This is a genomic window from Streptomyces sp. NPDC021080 (genome assembly GCF_044333225.1).
Taxonomy (GTDB): Bacteria; Actinomycetota; Actinomycetes; order Streptomycetales; family Streptomycetaceae; genus Streptomyces.
Map to the genome: position 1 here is coordinate 863,915 of NZ_JBIRQM010000001.1, position 19,491 is coordinate 883,405.

At 70.4% G+C, this 19,491-nt stretch carries 18 protein-coding genes; 9 read left to right on the plus strand and 9 right to left on the minus strand.

The features are described 5' to 3' along the window. Positions 1-69: 69 nt before the first annotated feature. The 4 genes from ACH4S8_RS03830 (at position 70) to ACH4S8_RS03845 (ending at position 5,182) form a co-directional block, all read left to right on the plus strand. Positions 70-873 carry an SAM-dependent methyltransferase gene (locus ACH4S8_RS03830; RefSeq protein WP_398390583.1) on the plus strand — a complete coding sequence of 268 codons (804 nt, stop codon included), beginning with the start codon at positions 70-72 and terminating at the stop codon, positions 871-873. A gap of 319 nt (positions 874-1,192) precedes the next feature. Further along, a complete protein-coding gene (locus ACH4S8_RS03835; RefSeq protein WP_398390585.1) occupies positions 1,193-3,100 on the plus strand; it encodes an FHA domain-containing protein in 1,908 nt (635 codons plus the stop codon). A gap of 300 nt (positions 3,101-3,400) precedes the next feature. Continuing rightward, positions 3,401-4,003, plus strand: a complete 603-nt coding sequence (locus tag ACH4S8_RS03840; RefSeq protein ID WP_398390587.1) for a TetR/AcrR family transcriptional regulator — start codon at positions 3,401-3,403, stop codon at positions 4,001-4,003. A 174-nt stretch (positions 4,004-4,177) separates the two neighbouring features. After that, positions 4,178-5,182 (plus strand): patatin-like phospholipase family protein, encoded by a 1,005-nt coding sequence (locus ACH4S8_RS03845; protein WP_398390589.1) that lies wholly within the window; start codon positions 4,178-4,180, stop codon positions 5,180-5,182. An 8-nt stretch (positions 5,183-5,190) separates the two neighbouring features. Here the strand turns inward: ACH4S8_RS03845 and ACH4S8_RS03850 are convergent, their stop codons facing one another. Next, positions 5,191-5,721 carry a hypothetical protein gene (locus tag ACH4S8_RS03850; protein ID WP_398390591.1) on the minus strand — a complete coding sequence of 177 codons (531 nt, stop codon included), beginning with the start codon at positions 5,719-5,721 and terminating at the stop codon, positions 5,191-5,193. Continuing rightward, positions 5,718-6,446: a hypothetical protein gene (locus ACH4S8_RS03855; RefSeq protein ID WP_398390593.1), complete on the minus strand. Its 729-nt coding sequence runs from the start codon at positions 6,444-6,446 to the stop codon at positions 5,718-5,720. The genes ACH4S8_RS03850 and ACH4S8_RS03855 overlap by 4 nt, the downstream gene beginning before the upstream one ends. Positions 6,447-6,951: 505 nt before the next feature. Between ACH4S8_RS03855 and ACH4S8_RS03860 the strand changes: the two genes are divergently transcribed. Next, positions 6,952-7,695 carry a methyltransferase domain-containing protein gene (locus tag ACH4S8_RS03860; protein WP_398390594.1) on the plus strand — a complete coding sequence of 248 codons (744 nt, stop codon included), beginning with the start codon at positions 6,952-6,954 and terminating at the stop codon, positions 7,693-7,695. A 90-nt stretch (positions 7,696-7,785) separates the two neighbouring features. Here ACH4S8_RS03860 and ACH4S8_RS03865 read toward each other — a convergent pair whose 3' ends face one another. After that, entirely contained in the window at positions 7,786-8,430 is a 645-nt protein-coding gene (locus ACH4S8_RS03865) for a tetratricopeptide repeat protein (protein WP_398390596.1), read from the minus strand. 576 nt (positions 8,431-9,006) lie between these two features. Here ACH4S8_RS03865 and ACH4S8_RS03870 point away from each other — a divergent pair. After that, the gene (locus ACH4S8_RS03870; protein WP_398390597.1) at positions 9,007-10,173 is read left to right on the plus strand and encodes a hypothetical protein; all 1,167 of its coding nucleotides are present in this window, start codon (positions 9,007-9,009) and stop codon (positions 10,171-10,173) included. 213 nt (positions 10,174-10,386) lie between these two features. After that, positions 10,387-11,115: a spermidine synthase gene (locus ACH4S8_RS03875; RefSeq protein ID WP_398390598.1), complete on the plus strand. Its 729-nt coding sequence runs from the start codon at positions 10,387-10,389 to the stop codon at positions 11,113-11,115. A gap of 36 nt (positions 11,116-11,151) precedes the next feature. On the opposite strand, the gene ACH4S8_RS03880 is transcribed toward ACH4S8_RS03875, so the two are convergent. From ACH4S8_RS03880 to ACH4S8_RS03900, 5 genes are read right to left on the minus strand one after another with little or no spacing between them, the layout of a single operon-like run. Continuing rightward, positions 11,152-12,042 (minus strand): STM4011 family radical SAM protein, encoded by an 891-nt coding sequence (locus tag ACH4S8_RS03880; RefSeq protein ID WP_398390600.1) that lies wholly within the window; start codon positions 12,040-12,042, stop codon positions 11,152-11,154. 7 nt (positions 12,043-12,049) lie between these two features. Further along, the gene (locus ACH4S8_RS03885) at positions 12,050-13,405 is read right to left on the minus strand and encodes an STM4012 family radical SAM protein (protein ID WP_398390602.1); all 1,356 of its coding nucleotides are present in this window, start codon (positions 13,403-13,405) and stop codon (positions 12,050-12,052) included. Further along, entirely contained in the window at positions 13,402-14,208 is an 807-nt protein-coding gene (locus ACH4S8_RS03890) for an STM4013/SEN3800 family hydrolase (protein WP_398390722.1), read from the minus strand. Before ACH4S8_RS03890 ends, ACH4S8_RS03885 begins: the two co-directional genes overlap by 4 nt. A gap of 58 nt (positions 14,209-14,266) precedes the next feature. After that, entirely contained in the window at positions 14,267-15,430 is a 1,164-nt protein-coding gene (locus ACH4S8_RS03895) for an STM4014 family protein (protein ID WP_398390604.1), read from the minus strand. Positions 15,431-15,457: 27 nt separating this feature from the next. Next, on the minus strand, positions 15,458-16,426 hold the full coding sequence (locus ACH4S8_RS03900; protein WP_398390606.1) for an STM4015 family protein: 969 nt from the start codon (positions 16,424-16,426) through the stop codon (positions 15,458-15,460). A 321-nt stretch (positions 16,427-16,747) separates the two neighbouring features. On the opposite strand from ACH4S8_RS03900, the gene ACH4S8_RS03905 reads away from it, so the two are divergent. Together ACH4S8_RS03905 and ACH4S8_RS03910 are read left to right on the plus strand one after the other, a co-directional pair. Next, complete coding sequence (locus ACH4S8_RS03905) at positions 16,748-17,074, plus strand: hypothetical protein (RefSeq protein WP_398390608.1); 327 nt, start codon at positions 16,748-16,750, stop codon at positions 17,072-17,074. Positions 17,075-17,208: 134 nt separating this feature from the next. Then, the gene (locus ACH4S8_RS03910; protein WP_398390610.1) at positions 17,209-18,237 is read left to right on the plus strand and encodes a DUF6745 domain-containing protein; all 1,029 of its coding nucleotides are present in this window, start codon (positions 17,209-17,211) and stop codon (positions 18,235-18,237) included. A 133-nt stretch (positions 18,238-18,370) separates the two neighbouring features. Here the strand turns inward: ACH4S8_RS03910 and ACH4S8_RS03915 are convergent, their stop codons facing one another. Next, positions 18,371-19,171, minus strand: a complete 801-nt coding sequence (locus tag ACH4S8_RS03915; protein ID WP_398390612.1) for a class I SAM-dependent methyltransferase — start codon at positions 19,169-19,171, stop codon at positions 18,371-18,373. Positions 19,172-19,491: the final 320 nt, after the last annotated feature.

The window sequence follows — 19,491 nt, forward strand, 5'->3', positions numbered from 1 at the left end:
CCCGGCCGCGGTGACCGGCCACTACCGAACCGACCCCTACGATCACGCCCGCAGCGGCGGAGGACCGACGTGACAGACGCAGGAACAGGCGCGGACGAGATCGACACCGGCAAACCCCAGTCGGCGCGTATGTACGACTACTTTCTGGACGGCAAGGACAACTATCCCGTCGACTGGGAGGCCGCCGAGCAGGTCATCTCCTTCTTCCCCGCGGTCAAGGAAATGGCCCGGACCAACCGGGACTTCATGCACCGCGCCGCCCGTCTGCTGGCACGTCGGGGCATCCGTCAGTTCCTCGACATCGGCACCGGGATCCCGACCGCGCCGAACCTCCACCAGATCGTCCAGGCCGTCACCCCCGCCGCGCGCGTGGTGTACGCGGACAACGACCCGATCGTTCTCCGTCACGCCGAGGCACTGCTGCACAGCGACCCGCAGGGACGTACCGCCTACATCCAGGCGGATGTGCAGGAACCGCGGAAGATCCTGGCGGCGGCACGACGGACCCTCGACCTCGATCAGCCGGTCGCCCTGTCCATGGTCGCCCTCCTGCACCTGGTGGGGGACGAGGACGACCCGTACGGCATCGTGGCCGAACTCCTCGACTCCCTCGCTCCCGGAAGCTACTTGGCGCTCTCGCACGCGACGGGAGACTTCGACCCCGAGGCGTGGGAGCGGGTCGTCGAGGTCTACCGCAAGGGCGGAACGACGGCGCAGGTCCGCTCGCGCGGTGAATTCGCCAGGTTCTTCGACGGACTCGAGCTCCTCGACCCCGGGATCGAACTCGCCGCGGGGTGGGATCCCGAGGGAGAGCGTGCGCACACCGAGGGCGAACGGATCCCGCTGTACGTGGGCGTCGCCCGGAAACCGTAGACACCGTACGGGGCTGATGAGCCGACGCGGTGATCCGGTGCGCGGCGGACGCGGAGACGCCGGACACGGCCGTCGCGGATCCGTTCCGCCGAGGCCGGACGGCCTCTCCCGAAAGGCTCCGGAATCGGGCATGATGGACCATCCGTACCGGTCAAGCGACTCAACGCCGTTGTCGGACCGAACCGTTCACCGTTCCCGTACGTCGAGCGAACGTCGCCCCGCCCGACCCGTCGCGCACCGCCCGGTCATGTCCGGCCGGAGGTGCGCGCCGATGGCGCCGCGACAGCAGGAATGTCGTCAACCTGTGGGAGGAAGCCCCGTGGCGCCGGTGCTTGTCGGACGTGAAGGACTACTGGCCGGAGAACGGATACCGGTGATCGGCACCCGGGTCACGTTCGGACGCAACCCCGAGAACACCGTCGTCGTCTCCAGTCTCAGCGTCTCGCGATTCCACGCGGAGATCGTCCTCGACGACACCCAGGGCTACGTGCTGCGCGACTGCGGCAGCAGCAACGGCACGCTGGTGAACGGTGAGGAGATCGACTCCCAGCTCCTCAAGCCCGGCGACGACATCACCATCGGTGACCAGGAGTTCCGCTTCGAGGTCGCGGACGCCATGGAGACGATCATGGCGCTCTCCCTGCCGAGGGCGCTGACCGCCGGTGAGGAGGAGACCGACCAGGGGCCGGTGCTGCGGGTCACGATCGCGGGCGGGGGCCCCGTCGGCCTCGCACTCGCTCTGCTGCTGGAGCACTTCCTCGGCCCCCAGGTGAGCATCACGATCTACGACGGGCGGTGGCGGAAGCAGGGCCGCAGGATCGTCTGGAAGGACGAGAGCCACGGCAACGTGCGGCGCCAGCAGGTGGTGACGATCCAGAGCCGCCAGTACCTCAGCCTGCCCGAGGAGGTGAAGACCCGGCTCTTCGACCCGGACAGCTACACCGAGATGTGGCCCTCCGGCCCCGACTCCATCGGCGATCACCACCCGCGCAACATGCGGATCGCCTACATCGAGGACCGGCTCCTGGAGGTGGCGAACGAGAAGCGGAGCCGGATCCGGCTCGTTCCGGCCCGGTTCGGTGTCGAGGAGCAGCAGGACGCTCTGGTCACCCAGCACGTGCTCGCCATCTGCGACGGCGGACGGTCGCACACGCGCGAGCACTTCGCCGCCAAGTTCGGCAAGGCGGACGAGTCGATCTACTCGCTGAACGGCCGCCATCTGCAGGACGTGGTCCTCGGGCTGCGGGTCAAGTCGGGGCTGGCCGACCCCATGGCCGTCCTGCTGACCGTCGGACAGAATCGCTTCCTGCTCAACTCCCTGCGCGGCGAGGGCTTCCTCAACATGCGCCTGACGGACGCGGAGGCCGCGGAGGTCGTCGGCATCGATCCGGTCCGCCGCGTGTTCGAGGAGTGCATCGCCTCCCGCCCCTGTCTGATGGGGCGCGACGAGCACGGCGACTTCCGGTGCTCCACGCACAGCACGCTGTTCCTCCCGGCCCTCATCAGGGGCTCCGCCCTGTGGAAGCGGGTGGGCGAAGGGCTGCGTCTGTTCGGCGTCGAGGACGGTGAACTGAGCGCGGTCACCTCGTTCCGCCTCGACATGGTGCAACGTCCCCGCTTCACCGCCGAGTTGCTGCCACCCACGGCCAACTCTCCGGGTACGTACGGATTTCTGCTGGGCGACGCAGCCAACGCCATCCACTTCTGGCCGGGCCGGGGGCTCAACAGCGGCTTGGCCTCGGCGATCTCGCTCGCACGGTCCCTCAACGGAGCGTGGAACGGCAAGCCTTTCCGGGACGCGGACTTCCTGCGCCACGAGGCCGCCATGTCGATGCTCCAGTATCGCCACAAGAGCCGCGCGTGGAAGGCGATGGTGACCACCGACGACGAGGGCGCCACCTGGGCCATCAAGGACATCATCGCCCACGGCATCGACGGGATCCCCGAGGAACCGGACCGCGACGCCGACACCGCGACGCTCCTGGAGCGGCTGCGCGGGATCCGCTCCCGACTGGAGAAGCGGATGTCCGGCCTGCCGGACGACGACGCGATCCTGGAACGGCTGGGGACCTTGGAGAGCAGCACGCTGCGCATGCTGGTGCTCAGCGGCGCCTGGGACACCCTCACCATGGGCGGCGAGGAGGTGGACATCGACATCTTCTACGGCCGGGACTCCGCGGCCGCGGCGGCGGCCGTCGAGGCACTTGAGCCGGCGGCCCAGCTCTGAGGACTGCCTGGCCCGTCCCGCCCGAGCAGGTGCGGACCCCGGGGCGGCCCGGCGACGACCGCGGTCCGGCGGCCTGGTGACGACCGTGGCCCGGTGGGCTGGTGCTCCGGTGTCCGGGCCGATGGTCCGGCGACCGGGTCCGGACGGGTCGGCGGCCGGTCCGGACCGCAGGCGACCCGTGTCCGGACCGGTCGGCTGCGGGCCGCTCGCCGACCGACGGACCGCGCGGGTAAAGTGGGCCTCCGTTCTTCTGTCACCAGATGGCCCATGAAGGCAAGACCCATGCGGGAGCGAGCGAGCGTGCCCAGCGAGCGAGAGCCGGGCGTCCCGGTCGTCAGCCGATCCGCCCAGGCCGCGGCGACGAAACAGCAGATCGTCGAGACGGCCCAGAGGCTCTTCGCCGCCCGCGGCTACCAAGCGACCTCGTTGCAGGCCATCGCCGACGAGATGGGCCTCACCAAGGCCGCGGTCTACTACCACTTCCGCACCAAGGCTCAGATCCTCCACGCCTCGCTCGATCCGGCCGTCGAGGAAATGGCGGTGCTTCTGGACGAGTTGGCGGGCATGCCGTCACGCCAGGAGAGGCTGGACGCGTACGGGGTCGGCTGGGTCGACTTCCTGGTGCGGAACCGCGAGCTCGGAACCATGCTGCTGCACGATCCCGAGATCCGGGCCGCCAGCATCTACGCCGAGAACGACCGGCGTCGGCGACGCATCCTGCGGGTGCTGTTCGGCAGCTCGCCCACCCCGGCGGAACGCATGGCCTATGTGATGTGCGTGTGGATGCTGGAGGGCCTCGGTGAACTGTCCGACCTGTCGGACGACGAGCTGAGGGCCACGTTGCTCCTGACCGTCCGTGGTCTGCTGGCCGTGCCGGGGGCCGCGGAGTCCGGCGAGACATGAGCCCACGCCCGCAGCGGCCGGTAGCAGGAGGGGGCGGCCACGCGCTCTGTTCGATGTGGCGCACATTTCACTAGCCACCGGCTAGTGAGTGGCTATTCATTGGTAAAGTAACTCCGCCCTCGAGCTCTGCGTGCAGAAACCACCCCCGAGCTGTCCCCTGGAGCCCTGACCACGATGACGACGACCGCCACGAATTCCGCCGGCACGCCCGAGTCCGCGGAACCGCATCCGGTCTGGCGCGTGCTCACCGAGCGTGCGCGAACCGGCAGCCGTCCCGGCGCACGCGCCGACGGGCACCGCGTCGCCCTGGCCATCGAGGGCGGCGGGATGCGCGGCATCATCGCCGGCGGGATGGCACTGGCCCTCCACGAACTCGGACTGACCGACAGTTTCGACGCCGTCTACGGCGCCTCCGCCGGTGCCGCTTCCGGCGCGTGGCTGTTGAGCACGAGCCCGCAGTCGCTGCGCTTCTGGGCGGTTCCCAAGTACGCCAGGACGCTGATCCGGCGCTCGAACCCCCTGCGCGGCAAGCCGCTCGTGGACCTGCACGCCTTCTACGAGGTCCTCTACCGCTACGGCGACCAGGACTGCGCGCCGATGGACTTCGCCTCGATCCTCGCCAGCGACATCGAGTACCACCCGCTGGCCACCGATGCCGAGACCGGGGAGTCGACCGATCTGCGGCCCTTCATAGGCGACGCCGCGGAGCTGCGTCTCGCGCTGCGGGCGAGTGCCTCCCTGCCGCTCCTGGCGGGCGAGCCCGTGACGCTGCACGGGCGCCGCTTCTACGACGCGGGTGTCTCCGAATCCGTGCCCTACCGAACCGCTCTGGCTCAGGGCGCGACCCACGTCATGGTGCTGCGGTCGCGGCGGGCGATCGACGTGGCCCGGCCGTCCCGTTCCGCCCCGCTCATCGCGAAAACGGTGCTGCGGCGTGAACCCGAGGCCTTGCGCCAGGTGTTCCTCGACCGCGAGACACGGCTGGCCGAGGACGACGCCCGTCTGACCGACCACGCGGCCATCGTCTCGATCCGCCCCGCTCCGGACTCGCCGGCCGTCGGCCGCCTGGCGCGCGAGGGGGACCTCCTCGAGGCCGCGCTGGAAGCCGGGCGCACCGCGGTGCACGACACCTACGGTCACCTGTACGGCACCCACGAACGCCCGACGGCCACCGACTGAGGCGTCCGTCAGCCGTCGACCCATTCGGTGAAGCGACGTGCCCACGCCCTGAACCGGTCGTCGTACTCCTTGCGCGCTTCCCGGAGTGCCCTCGGATCCTCCGCCGGTCCGAGCCCGAACGTCTCGTCCAGCCAGGCGAGGAACTCGGCGTGGCCCTGGCTGTGTTCCTCGACGCCACCGGGGTCGAGGAACCCCTCCGCGACGGGTTCGCTGTCGAGGGCGAGCAGCTGGAACAGCTCTCTGAGGTCTCGCGCGATCACGTAGAGGTCGCCTTCGTCGCCGACGAAGACGACGGGCAAAGAGGCGAGTTCGGTGCGGTCGTCGCACCGCCACAGGGCGTAGTCGGAGCCGGTGCCGTTGGCCTTGGCGAAGGGGATGAACCGGCTGAGGAACGCGGGATCCTCCGACCAGGTGTGGAGGCCGGCGTCCCCGTCGTACTCGGAGAGTTCGAACCCTTCCGAGTAGAAGACGGGACCGAGCCGGTCCTCGAACTCCTTGAGCAGGTTCAGTTCGGGGACGGGTGAGTACGGCTCGCTCATCGGGCCTCCTCGCCGAGTGGCGCGTCGAGTGGCGCGTAGTGGTTCAGATAGTCACGCGACCTGCGGTCGAGCCCGGACGGGCCGTCGCCGTGAAGGGTCCTCCAGATGTGGTTCTCGATCCAGAAGCGATAGGCGAACTCCTCGAACGTGGGCGCACACCGGACGAGCGCGGCACGCTGCTCCTCCGGATCGTCGAGATCGGTCCCCGTCTCGTCACCGGCGCGTCGTGCCTCGTACTCGTCTGCGTAGTCGACATGGGAAAACACCACGAACACGTCGCCCGACGGACGGAAGTAGAGGTACCAGAGGACGCAGTCCTGCTGGTCCCGGAGGAAGCGGACCATGTAGGCGCCGGGCTCGGCCGGGCTGGGCAGGGGCTCCGAGATGTGGGTCCAGCACCAGGTGACCGAGATGTCGTCCAGCGCTCGGTGCAGCTTCGCGTCGGTGTGGAAGGTGACGAAGTCCCGCGGCAGTGCCAGGCCTTTGGCGGCCAGGTTCTCCGCGAGACGGCCGAGCAGGGTGACCTGCTCCGGGAGCGGGGCGCCGGTGCCCCCGAGCCAGGGGAAGGCGCCGGTGAACCGCGTGGAGTCGAGTGGCGGCAGGCTCTCGTACGCGTAGGACGCGTAGGTGTGGCGGCACGTCCGGTACTCGCCCAGGTCCGTGGCGCACCATGCGGAGGCGAAGCGGACGGGCGGGAGGCTGGATCCTGGTGGTTCACCGGACATGGGACCTCTTTGGCGGCGAGCGATGGTGTCGTCGTCAGCATCGCACCGCCCACTGACATCCCCGGCCGCGAGGCGAGGCGGGAGGGTGGCGCTCCGCCGGCCGAGGGCGAAAACCGTCACGCGCGGGACACCGGTCGTTCATCTGATACGATTGATCTTGAGCCGGTCGGGGGAAGTCACTCCGGTGGCGATGCGTTGGTGGTCCAAGGAAAGACGCCCCGCTTCCTGCGGGGAAATGCAGGTGCAAGGCCTGCCCGGTGCTCCAAAAAAGACCCTGCCCCGTGTTGTACGGGGCAGGGTCTTTTCTTGCCGGATCGTTCCTGGCGCACGGCGCTGCCGAGGCGTGGCGGCCGCGGCCGTCGGCTCGGTGGTCGTCTTCACTCTCGTGTCGCTGCTCGGGCTCCGCAACCGGTCGCGCTCCGGTGAACATTCCGCCCCACCGCTGCCGTAGTCCGGAGCGCGGAGGGGGCCCGCGGAGGGTGGCTTGTTCGTAATACTGGGAAACATGGCCATCTATGACACGCTCGGCGCTACGTACGGCCGGACCCGGCAGCCGGATCCGCGGATAGCCGCGCAGGTGCACGCCGCGCTCGGGGACGCCGCGACGGTGATCAACGTAGGAGCGGGCACCGGTTCCTACGAGCCGCGGCAGACGGTTCTCGCCGTCGAGCCCAGCCAGATCATGATCGACCAGCGCCCGCGCGGGTCCGCGCCCGCCGTGTGCGCGGTCGCCGAACACCTTCCGCTGCGCGACAACGCCGCCGACGCCGTCATGGCACTGCTGACCGTCCACCACTGGACCGACCTCGTGGCCGGCATCGCCGAACTCCGCCGGGTCGCGCGCCGCCGTATCGTCATCCTGACCTGGGACCAGGAGATCTTTCGCGAGAGGTTCTGGCTCGTACGCGAATACCTTCCGCAGGCCGCGGCGTTCGACGACAGCCGGGCCGTCCCGATGGACCGGCTCACCGCTTTGCTCGGAGGGGCACGTCAGGAGGCCGTTCATGTCCCGCACGACTGCACGGACGGGTTCGGCGCAGCGTACTGGCGTAGACCCCACGCCTACCTCGACCCTCAAGTGCGCGCCGGCATCTCCATGTTCGCCCAGACGGGAGAAGGCGCCCTCGCTCCCGGCCTCGCGGCGCTCACCGACGACCTCGCGACGGGCCATTGGCACCGCCGGCAGTCCGATCTGCTCGCGCTCGACACCATCGACGTCGGCTACCGGCTCCTGGTGGCGGACGTCTGACGTTCGCGGGACACCTCGACCACCGCCGGGGCCGTACCTGTGTCGCCACCCGTGAAAACGCGCTCCGGCCACCTCGCCGGCGCGCCCGCCTCAGATCTGGGCACGTGCCCGTTCGATCCATCCCATCACGCCCTCGGCCCCGCACCGCTCGGCGACGGTCCGTGCCTCGTCCAGATACCCGAGAGCCGTCGTGCGGTCGTCGCTCTCGGCGGACAGGTAGGCGAGGGCCAAGAGGCCCGCCGCCACTCCGGGCATGAACCCGATCTCACGGCGCAGCGCCACCGATTCGGCGAGCGACTCGCGGGCCCGGTCGAATCGCCCCGCTTCCTTTTCGGCGAAGCCGAGATGGCGGACGGCGTAGGACATGGTCTTCCGGTCGTCGACGGACCGCGCCAGCTCGTACGACCTCTCGAAGTACGGCAGGCCGGTGGCGCTGTCCTCGCACACCACCTGGTGCCAGCAACCGATCCAGAACAGGGCGTCGGCTTCTCCGCCCGTGTCTCCCGAACGGTGATACAGCTCGGCCGCGCGCTCGAAGAGAGCCAGTTCCCGCGGATCCTCCTGACGATCGTCGAGGAAGCGTACGTGCATCAGCTTTCCGCGTTCCAGCGAGACCGCCGCCTCGACGGCGTCCAGTTCCCGATCGGCCGTGGCGAGTGCGGACGCGTCTCCGCCGAACAACGCCGACTCGTAGAGCTCCCGCACCCGTTCGATCCCGTCCTGCTCACGCGTCATGTCTCCTGCCCCTCCCGAGTTCGTACGGCTATCGGTCCTGCCCGCTGTGACGTCCTCGCCGACGCGGAAGCCATCGGGTCAACGACTGTCGTCCAGCGTGTATTCATGCACGAAGAAGCCCTCCGGGGAACGCCTGAACCCGGGCAGGGATCGCGTCCGTTCCACCCGCTGTTCCGCTCCGTCCGGTCGAGATGATGCCGTGCGACGTCACCCGGGCGCGAGCGAGATACGGCAGGAGGGGCTGCCGGCCCCCCTGTCGACCGGCGTGGCGGGTTCGCCGGGGCATGGGTTATGATTGATCTTGAGCCGGTCGGAGGAAGTCGCTCCGGTGGCGATGCGTTGGTGGTCCAAGGAAAGACGCCCCGCTTCCTGCGGGGAAATGCAGGTGCAAGGCCTGCCCGGCGCTCTGTGAAGACCCTGTCCCGTGTTCTCCGGGACAGGGTCTTTTTTGTCCGGTCCACGCCCGGACTGCCCGCTCGTCCTGTCCGGGAACGACCGGCACCGAATGATCAACACCCCTTATTCTGCTGCTGGTTGAAGCATGCGGGGACGCAGGACGAAGGCGGGGGAGCGTACATGACATATCGGCGCGCGGTGATACCGGCACTGGTCGGAAGTCTGCTGATCACGTTGTTGCTGTGGTGGGCCGGCGAGAGCGCTCAGGCACTTGAACTGCGAGGCGCCACCAACGTGTTCGACGCCCAGTCGGTCGCCGATCTCCGGGTGTGGCTGCGCCCCTGGGCGTACGACACTCCGACGGCCCTTCCGACGGAAGGGTCCGCGGCTCTCGGCGGAGGCTCCCGGTACGCCGACCTGTACACCACCGCGATGCAGATCAGGTTCGTGGCGGTGTTCGCGTTCTTCCTGGCCGGCGCGCTGCTCCTGATCCGCAGGATCCCTCCGACACAGGGCCGTACCCCGGCCACGGTGCTCGGGCTGTGGGCCTGGACCCCGATGGTCGGAATGCTGGCCGTGACCGTCTCCGCGCCGTGGGAGATCGCGTCCTACGGGCACGGCAGCTTCCGGGTGCTGCCGCGACTGGCCTCCGTGATCGTGTCGAGCGGGCCGGTCACCGTGCCCGCGGGCCTGCTGACCGCTCTGGTCACGGTGCTCGTGGCGCGGGTCACCGCCAAGGGGGTGGATCCGTCGCCCCGGCAGATCGTGGCCCCCCGCGCCGCCCGCCTGGCCGCGAGCGCGGGAACCGCGGTGACCGCGCTGTCGCTGGTGGTCCTGTCGTACGAGTCGGTGGCCGCCTGGATCCAGACCTCGTTCGACGGCGGAGGACTGCTGTCCGAGCCCGGCGAACTGCTGCGCGTGTGGCTGCTCCTCGGCAGCTGGACGAGTCCGGCGACCACCCCGATCGGCGACTGGCTGCTGTACCGCGCCGCCGACGCACTCGTACTGGCCGCCGTCTGGTGGGCGCTGCGGCTGCTGCCCGGCCTGCTCACCCGGACCACGGCGCCGGCCATGGCCATCGGCGGGGTCTGCGCGACCGTACTCGCCCTCCTGGTCGGCCGGGTGGTGCACATAGCCTTCGACCACGTGTTCATCGTGAGTGGCCCGGTGTCCCTGATCACCCAGCTCGACGCGGGTGTCCCGGCCGCCCTCACCTTCGGTGTCGCCGCGGGATTGACGGCCCTGGTCACGTTGCGGCTGGCGGGAGGCCGGGACACGGGCGGGGCACCGGAACCGGCGGGAGATTCCGGCGAGCCCGTGGCCGACAACGCCCGCACCGAGGAGTAGAAGCCCCGGCCGCTGTGTCCTGGCACTCCGACGGGTTCACACAGGACCGGGACCCGGACGCGTGATACGGAGCGGACGGACTCGATCCGGTGTCGTGCGACCGTTTGACCGCCCGTCGGACGCGCTCCGTGTGAAGATCCTTCCAAGGATCGGGCCCGAGCCGGACAGTGTGGTGCCGCGCGGTTCCGTGGTGACCGGGGAGAAGAGCATCGGATGAGCGCACGTTTCGAGGAGATCGACTGGCGGCCGACCGCCATGGGCGAGATCAGCCTCCGTCGTCGGCGGGATCCGCTGTCGGGCGACGACGTGTACGAGGTGAAGCTCGGCGACGAGTACCTGATGTCCAGTCTCTTCACCACCGGGGAGATCGAGCTGGCCCGGATCGGCCTGGCCGCGCTGTCCGAGGGCCCGCTGGACGTCGTCGTGGGCGGACTCGGCCTCGGGTACACGGCCAGGACGGCCCTGGACGATCCGCGCGTGCGCTCGCTCGTCGTCGTCGACACCCTGGCCGAAGTGATCGACTGGCATCGTCGCGGGCTCGTACCCCTGGGCGAGGGCCTGGCGAACGACCCCCGGTGCCGGCTGGTACGCGGAGACTTCTTCGCGATGACCACCGGGGAGGCACAGCGCGGTCTGGATCCCGAGGCCCCCGGCCGCCGCTTCCACGCGATCCTCCTCGACGTCGACCACTCGCCGCGCCATGTGCTGCACCCCGACCACGCCGTGCTCTACACACGGGCCGGTCTGACGGCACTTTCCGAACAGCTCCTTCCTGGCGGAGTGTTCGCGCTGTGGTCGAACGATCCACCGGACGACGAGTTCGGCACGGTGCTCGCGGAGGTCTTCACGGACACCGCGGCGCACGTCGTGGACTTCGACAATCCGCTGCAGGGCGGGACCGCCGCCAACACCGTCTACGTCGCCCGAAGGCGCGACGGCTGACCCACCCGGACCGGAGCGCCGCCACCGGAGCCGGCCTCAGGCAGAGCCGGTCGCGGGGATCACGGGAAGCAGTTCCCGGTCCGGCAACTCGCGCGGGACGCGTTCCAGGACGCCGCCCGCGAAAACGTCGTACAGCGGCAGGGTCTCCAGGTGTACGTAGCCGATGTGGCAGTCGCACGCGGTCAGCGGGCAGGGACGCGGGACGAGCGCGGCGCGGTAGGAGCCGTCGTACAGTCGGCCCATTTCGGTCCGGACGAAATGGCAGCGCCGCACGGTTCCGTCGCCGTCCACGGAGATGACCGACTCACCGGTGCGGCAGGGCAGACCGGCCGACCGGTGTGGATGGCGGCTGAACGGGAAGAGCGGGTCGAGCGCGGTCCACTCGTCGGCCTGTTCGTCGGTGTAGGTGTGTCCCTCGGCGGCGTTCACCCACAGGTACACGTGCTCCGGGAGTTCGGCGCGCAGTCTGCGTGCCGGCTCCCCGTGCTCGGGCAGGCCGACGACGCCGACGCTGAACCGCACGCCCAGCTCGCCGAGCCGCCGCGTCTTGGCGACGAACCGCTCGTGCGGTGTCTGCCCGGGGTGGTACGTGCACCACAGCGCCACCGTGTCCCGGTCCGCCTCCTCCAGCCAGTCGGTACGGCAGCTGAGGTTCGTCTGGATGGCCACCCGCCGGACGTGCGGCAGGTGCGACAGTTCCACCAGTGCGCGGCGATACCAGGAGCGGACCAGGCCCTCGCCCCACGGGGTGAAGAGCACCGACAGCCGGTCCTCGCGCTGCTCGCCGGCCCACGCGGTGAACCGCTCCAGCGCGGCGCGGTCGGCCCGCAGCTGCGCGGTGGTGTCGCGGCGCTTCGCGAACGGACAGTACGGACAGTCGTAGTCGCAGGAGGCGAGCGGGCCGCGGTACAGGATCGTCAGGTCCACCGGGGCCTCACTTCGTCTCGTAGGCGGCCATGGCGTCCCGGACCGCGGGGGAGAAGAACTCGGGGCCTATCGCGTCCGAGTGGGCGAGTCCTTCCGCGGAGAGACGGAGCCGTTCGTCCTGGTCGTCCGCGAGCCATCCCCGGGCGGCGAGCGTCCCGATCTCGGACGGGAAGTCGTCGTGGGGATCGGATCCGAAGCGCAGCCGGTAGTCCGCGACCTCCAGGCCCTCGGCCTGGAGGAGGGACTGGAGCAGATGCCGGCGCCGTGCCTCGTCCTCGTCGACACGGCGGCCGTGCAGCGCGCGCGAGAAGTCCTCGGTGGCGGTGTAGTCGTCGATGATGCCGCGGATCTCCCGCATCGACACCGCGTAGTCGAAGGAGTAGTGCAGCGTCGAGGTGTACGAACGGGCACCGCAGCCGAGGCCGATCATGCCGTCGGTCTGACAGGCGTAGTCGTCCGGTCCCTGCGGTGGTGCGTCCGCGCGCCGGAACATGCGCATCGAGACTTGCTCGTAGCCGTGTGCCAGCAGGTGGTCGCGGCCCTCCCGGTAGCGCCGCAGCCGCTGTTCGTCCCACTCCAGGTCGGCCGTCCGCGCGTCACTGTGCCGGCCGAGGCCGGTGAGGGGACGGATGTAGAGGGGGTAGAGATAGAGCTCCTCGGGGCGCCAGGCCAGGGCCGCGTCCAGCGAGTGACGCCAACTCGCCGCGGTCTGGCCGTCGATGCCGTAGATCAGATCGATGTTGAGGACGGGGACGGCCGCCTCGCGGATCCGTGCCAGCGCCGCCTCCACCTCGGAGCGCCGCTGCGGCCGCACGGCGGCACGCGACTCCTCCTCGACGAAGGTCTGCACCCCGAGACTGAGACGGGTGGTGCCCCGCTCCACCAGCACGGCCAGCCGGTCGGCCGTGGCCGTGGAGGGCGAGGCCTCGACGGACAGCGGGATCGCGCGCAGATCGGCACCCATCTCCTGTTCGGCGATGTCGCACAGCCGCTCCAGCTCGGCGGCCTCCAGGAACGTCGGAGTGCCGCCCCCGAACGCGGCGTTGGCGAAACGGGGGGTCTCCTCGTCACCGAGGGCCTCACGCATCGCGGCGGCCTGACGCCGTACCGCGTCCAGATAGCGTCCCGTCAGGTCGCCGGGAGCGCCGATCCGGGTGAACAGATTGCAGAAACCGCAGCGGATCTCGCAGAAGGGGATGTGCAGGTACAGCGAGAGCGACCGCCGGGACTCACCCGCCCACAGTTCCTTCAGCACGGGGCGCGGGGCGAGGGGCCGGTAGGCGGTCTTGTGGGGATAGGCGTAGGTGTAGCTCTGGTACGGGCGCGGCAGGCCGGTCGGGGCGGCCGCGGGGGCGAGCGTCATACGGTCGGCTCCAGGAAGAAGTGGCTGTAGGGCACGGTCCACACGCAGTCGTGACCGAGACGGTGGCCGGTGTAGCCGTCGTCCCCGTAGGCCGTGCCGTGATCGGAGCAGACGATGGCGAAGCAGCGGCGGCGCGAGCTCATCGCGCGGAACAGCCGCCCGACATGGGCGTCGATGTACTCGAGGGCCGCCGTGTGGGTGACCCGGCTGTCGCCCGCTTCGCGGGTGGCGCCGGGCAGATGGAACCAGTTCGGCTGGTGCAGTGCCGAGGCGTTCAGGAACAGGAACAGCCGCTGCTCCGAGGGCAGTTCGGCGACGATCTTCTCGGCCCGCGCGACCTGGGCCTCGAACGAGGTGGGCGAGGCCACCCCGAACTCCGGCTCCCAGTGGCTCTCCTGGAAGAGGCCGGGCAACACGCTGCCCAGTGCGCCCTGCTTGTTGAAGAAGCCGACGCCTCCGATGCACACCGTGCGGTAGCCGTGCGAGGCGAGGCCGGACACGAGGTCCGGGGTGTCGAAGACGAACGTGCGGTCCGCCGTCGTCTCGCTGCCCGCGAACCGTGCCGCGAACAGCCGCGGGTGCGGTCCCGGTGCGGCCGGAGTGGGAAGGAAGCCCGCGAACATGGCCTGGTGGGAGGCGTAGGTGAAGTTCCCCGGGGCGTGCCGCCGCTCCCAGGCGCCACCGGGCAGATGCGCGCTCAGGTTCGGCAGACGGCCGGCCGCGGCGAGTTCGACGGCCACGTCGTGGCGCAGGGTGTCGAGGGTGAGCAGGAGCAGGTCGTCCCGGCCCACCACCTCGTTCATGTCCGGAGTTCCGGACGGTCCGGGGGCGGCAGGTGTCATGGCCGGTGTGCGGTCGGGTTCAGGCTGAGGCATGTGCTGTCCTGGCAGGGGTGTCGAGCGGGGGTGCTGGCCGCAGGGGGAACCGGTCGGTGGAGAGGGTACGGAACGCCGCGATCTGTGCCGCGTACGTGTCCAGACCCTCGGCGCCGCTTCCGGGCAGGCCGGCCAGGCGGGGGAGCAGGTCGCCGAAGGCGTTGACCTCCCCGACGGCGAACCGGCGCCAGCCGACCGCGGGCAGCAGATCGACGCCCACGCACAGCGTGCCGGGGAAGCAGGCGGCGGCCCGTTCACTGATGGAGAGGGCTTCCGCCCACCGGTCACCGGCCAGTGCGCGTACGGCCGCGAGATCGCCGCGGGCCCCGCCCAGATGCAGATTGGTCAGGGGAGAGCGGCTCGTACGGACCACGGCGTGGGTCGCGCGCCCGGCCACGACCACGACGCGCAGGTCCGCCGACCTGCTGCCGAGCGAGGCCTTCGGGAGCCAGCGCTCGATGTGCAGTCCGTCCGGCGCGAGCGTGTCCACGATCGCGGCGATCTGCGCCTCCTCCGTGTAGCGGCGGATCCGCAGGGAGTTGTGGAGGTCGCCGTCCGGCGTGCGTTCCACCGAGGTGGTGGCCCGGATCCGGCCGGAGGCGGTCGTCTCGACGGCCAGCACACCCGACGCGGACGAACCGTGCGCGAGCTTGACGAAGACCCGCCGCAGCGCGGCCTCCGCCATGAGGTCCCGGACGCCGTTCCAGTCCTCCACGGCCCGGCGGGCCCCGGAGGTGGGGGACGGCGGCACCGGCACACCCGCCGCGTCGAGACGGGCGTGGCACAGCCGCTTGTCGAAGAGCACGGCCAGATCCGCCGGGTCGTCGAGCCGCCGGCCCCCGCGCAGCGAACGCACGCATTCCAGGAAACCCGCGTACCAGCGCGCGGAGCCCTCCACCCTGGTCGGCTCGTCCATGCCCCGCAGCAGCCGGTCCACCTCGGCGTTCTCGCCGGGGGAATCCAGTCGGACGACCTCGTCGTCGGCGAAGTCGTGCCCGCCGTCCCGCACTACGTCCCGCCACTCGACCACCCGGGGCGTGCCGGAGCCCGCCGCCTCGGCCGCCGCTGTGAACAGAGCCACCCGGCGGTTCTCCCCGTTGGCCACGACCGCCCACTTCACCGGCGCGCCGTCCGGCCGCAACCCGCCCATCCCGCCTCCTCGTTCTCCGTTCGGGTGCTACTCGCCGACCGCGACGAAACGCCAGACCGTTCCGTCCTCCTCCTCGTCGGAGTCCGCGTTGTCCCGGTCGGCGTCGACCGCGACACCGGCGGGCTCCAGCGTCTCCAGCAGGCGCGTCCGTACGCCTGTGCTGAGGTAGTTGTGGTGCAGGTCGAGCACCTCGAGATGGGTCAGCGGCTGGCCCGACAGCAGGGCCGCGGCGCCGTCGTCGGTGAGCACGCCCATGGAGACGTCGAGGTGCGTGAGGCGTGCCACGACGGGGGCCGAGGCCAGTGCCGTGCAGATGGCGTCCTGGATCTCGCTGTTGCGCAGAGCGAGACGGGTCAGGCTGGGCAGCCGGGTGCCCGCGAAGAACGGCTCCAGGTCGGCGACATCGGCGTCGCCTCCGTAGTTGGACGTGCCGAGCCACAGGTCGAGTCCCACCAGGGCGGGCAGGTCGCTGGCGGCGATGCCGCGCACCGCTTCGACGGGCATGCCGCCGGTCTCGACGGTCAGCGTGCGCAGTCGCTCGTGCCGGAGGGCGGGGAACACCAGCCCGTTGCCGCCCCGGACGCCGAACTCCTCCAGGCCGGGGAAAGCCTCCAGCAGGGGCGAGATGTCACCCTGGACGATCCACGAGATCTCGCACTCCTCCATCACGATGTCGGCGAGGAACAGTCCGCGCAGCGCGGGCAGCCGGTCGCGCGCGGCCACCAGCGCCGTGATCACCGCGCTGGGGGAGGTGTCGTACACATCGCTCCACGCGCCGACGATCAGCGCCCTCACCTTTTCCGTGTCCACGGCCGCCAGGAAGCGTGCGAAGGCGTCCTCCCACTCCTCCTCGCTCTCGTAGGCCTCGACGGCGATGCGCCAGGCGACGGATTCGGGCGAGGGAAGCGATGCGGCCCCGGGCGACTCGTCGTCGGCGTCCGGGAAGGCGAAGACCGGCAGGCCGTGGAATTCCTCGAGGTGGCTGTGGATGGTCATGCGCGCCCGCTCCTTCGTGCTGATTCCGGTGGATCGACGGTCGTGGTGGGAAGTCCGGAGCGCGCGGCCCGCACCCGGACAGACGATTTCTACCAAGGGCCACTGACATCACCGCGAACAGGGTCGGCACCTGGGGACGGGGAGCGAGGCGGCGGCCGCCGCACGACGCGGCCCCGCGCCGCAGACCGGGTCCGAGGATCGGCGTCGAGAACATGACGCCTGGTCAGCGAGGGTGCGGGCCCGGTCCCGAGGCCGATTGTCAGTGGTCGCCTCTACGGTTTTTCCCAGGGCACATCGAGTGCCGCGCCGGGAGGGAGACCCATGTTCCGCCAAGGAGACGTGCTGATCGTGCCGTTGGACGAGAAGGCGGTGCCGGACCACGCCCGCGACGCCGCGTCCGAGCCTCGCGACGGCCGCGGACGTCTGGTGCTGGCCCTCGGTGAAGTCACCGGGCACGCCCACGCCGTGGTCGGTCCGGGGCGCCTGATACGGGACGGCGGCGTGTTCGGACCGATGCTGCTGCACGTCCCCGACGGGGCGCGGGTCGTGCACGAGGAGCACGGGGCGATCTCGCTCCCCAAGGGCTGGTACCGGGTGATCCGCCAGCGGGAGTACGTGCCCGGCTCGGTGCGGATCGTCGCCGACTGACGGGTCCGCCGGTGGTTCCGGCTCCGGCCTCGGAGCGGCGCACACCGGCGTGCGAACCGCGAGTTCGACGGCAGGACCGGGGGCATCGAGGGTGCCGTGCCGCTCGGGAACAGGCGACGCAGGAGAGGAACGGTGTGATGGAACAGGGCAGTTGGCGTGCCACCGCGACACGGACGGGAGCGGGGGACCGGGCGGCGGCGGAGGAGGGCGTCAGGCTCGCCTATCGCAGGGCCGGGCTGGACGAACCCGAGCGCATCGTCTGGGCGCGCTCGCCGCACGAGGCCGTCCGCATGCTCATGGGTACGGTGCCCGTCGACGGCGCGGACCTGGGGGACACCGGCCCGGGTGTCCGAAGCGCCGTCGTCGCCGGACCCTGGGCGGCGGAACGCGCGCGGGCGCACGAGCGGCTGGGCCCGGAGGGATGGAGCGGTCACTGGCGGGCCACGGGAGCGGCCCTGTGGGAGTCGGCCCGCACGCTGGCCGACCGGGTGCGGGCGGGCATCGTCGAGGACCTCGCCACCGACCGGCACGAGGAGAGCCGGGTGCGGTTGCTGCTCCTGGACGCGACCCTGGGTCAGCACGACGCGGCCTGGCTGTCCGCCTTCGACCCCGACGGAGCGAGCGCCCTCGCCGGGATCGCGGCGGTGGCGCGCGAGGCCGGCTGGTGGTGGCCGTACGAGAAGGTGGCGATCGTCAGCGAACGGCCGCTGAGCCTGCACCGCGACGAAGCCGGACGGCTCGACCGGGGCGACGGCCCGGCACTGCGCTACGCCGACGGCTTCGAGCTCTACGCCTGGCGCGGGATGCCGGTCCCCCGCGCCTTCCTCGACGAACTCACGGCGCTGACACCCGAGCGGATCCGCGACGAGGAGAACGCCGAACTGCGCCGGGTGATGCTGGAGTACTACGGCTACGACCGCTATCTGGACGAGTCGGGGGCCGTTCCCGTCCACCGTGACGAGACGGGGGTGCTGTGGCGGGTCGAACTGGACGGGGACGAGGACGTGGTCATGGTCGAGGTCGTCAACTCGACTCCGGAGCCGGACGGCACGAACCGTACGTACTGGCTGCGCGTCCCGCCGACGACCCGTACGGCCCGTGAGGGAGTGGCGTGGACGTTCGGCCTCGCCGCCGAGACGTACGAGCCGTCCCAGCAGACATGAGGACGGCCGACGGCCCGGCTCGTGTCCGTGCCGTCGGTTCCCGGAGAGCTTGTCGCGACGGGGGCTCACCGCTACGAATGCGGGGGTCCTCGGCGGGGCCGTGAGGCGGCCGGCGGTGCTGTCCGGCCGAGGCTCAGGGCCGCTGCCCCCAGGCCGTCATCATGCCGGGTCCGAGTTCGGCGAGCCGGGGCGAGGCCAGATAGGCCAGGGTCTCTTCGATGTCGGTGGAGTCCACTCGTCCGGTTTCCTCGAGGGCCGGCCGCATGCGGTCCAACGTCTCGGACCAGAAACGAGCCAGCGGACCGCCCGCGACCAACGGCGGGCACACCAGTTCACCGGCCACGTTCCGCAGCCCTTCCTCCCTCAGGAAGTGCGGGTACGCCGGGACGTCCGACGTGTCGGTGCCGATGGTCGACCGCAGTGCCTGCCACATGGCGTCCATGGTCCGTCGATAGGCTGACGAGGTGTCCAGGGGGTTCGGCACCTCCACGGCATCACCGATCACCAGCCAGCCGTCAGGATTCAGCCATTGCGTGAGACGAGAGACGATCCGACGGCGTTCGGGCAGGTGCATGAGCACGAACCTGGCGTGGATGAGGTCGAAGCCGCCCAGGTCCAGGCTCTCGTCCCGGAGATCGGCGGTGACCAGGCGTACCCGCGGGCTCGCGAGGGTGTCCAGCCCGCTGGTGTCCCGGTCCAGCGCGACCACCTCCGAGGCGTCCGCCTCCTCCAGCAGCCATCGGACCACGGTCCCGGTTCCTGCTCCCACCTCCAGGCAGCGGCCGCCCCGCCCCGAACCCAGTGCGCGCAGACGGCCCGTGGTGACGGGGTCGTAGACCAGCGCCGCCGCGTCGATGCGCTCGGCCTCCTGCGGGTGCTCCGGCTCGAACAGGGCTTCTCCATAGCGGCCGTCGGGGGCCGGAGAGCCGGTCATGACGCGTTCCCTGCCCCCGGTCCGGCGATGGGTACCCTGCCTGTCCGCACCATGAAATCCCCTGAAGATCGAAGAACGATTTACAGCCAGAGTGGCAGCTTTCGGGCGCCTCGGCAGATCGCCGGGCACAGGATCCACCCACCTTTGCACCGGCTGTGACCCTTGAAACGCACCTGTAACGCTCATAGCATGATCGAACTCACGACGATTGCCCTGATCGTCCGTCCTTCACTAGAAGAACACGTTGTCTAGCGCGAAGGGTGAGCCATTTCGACCAACGACTAACAAATCGGCCAAACAGTTGATATCTATATCGCCCC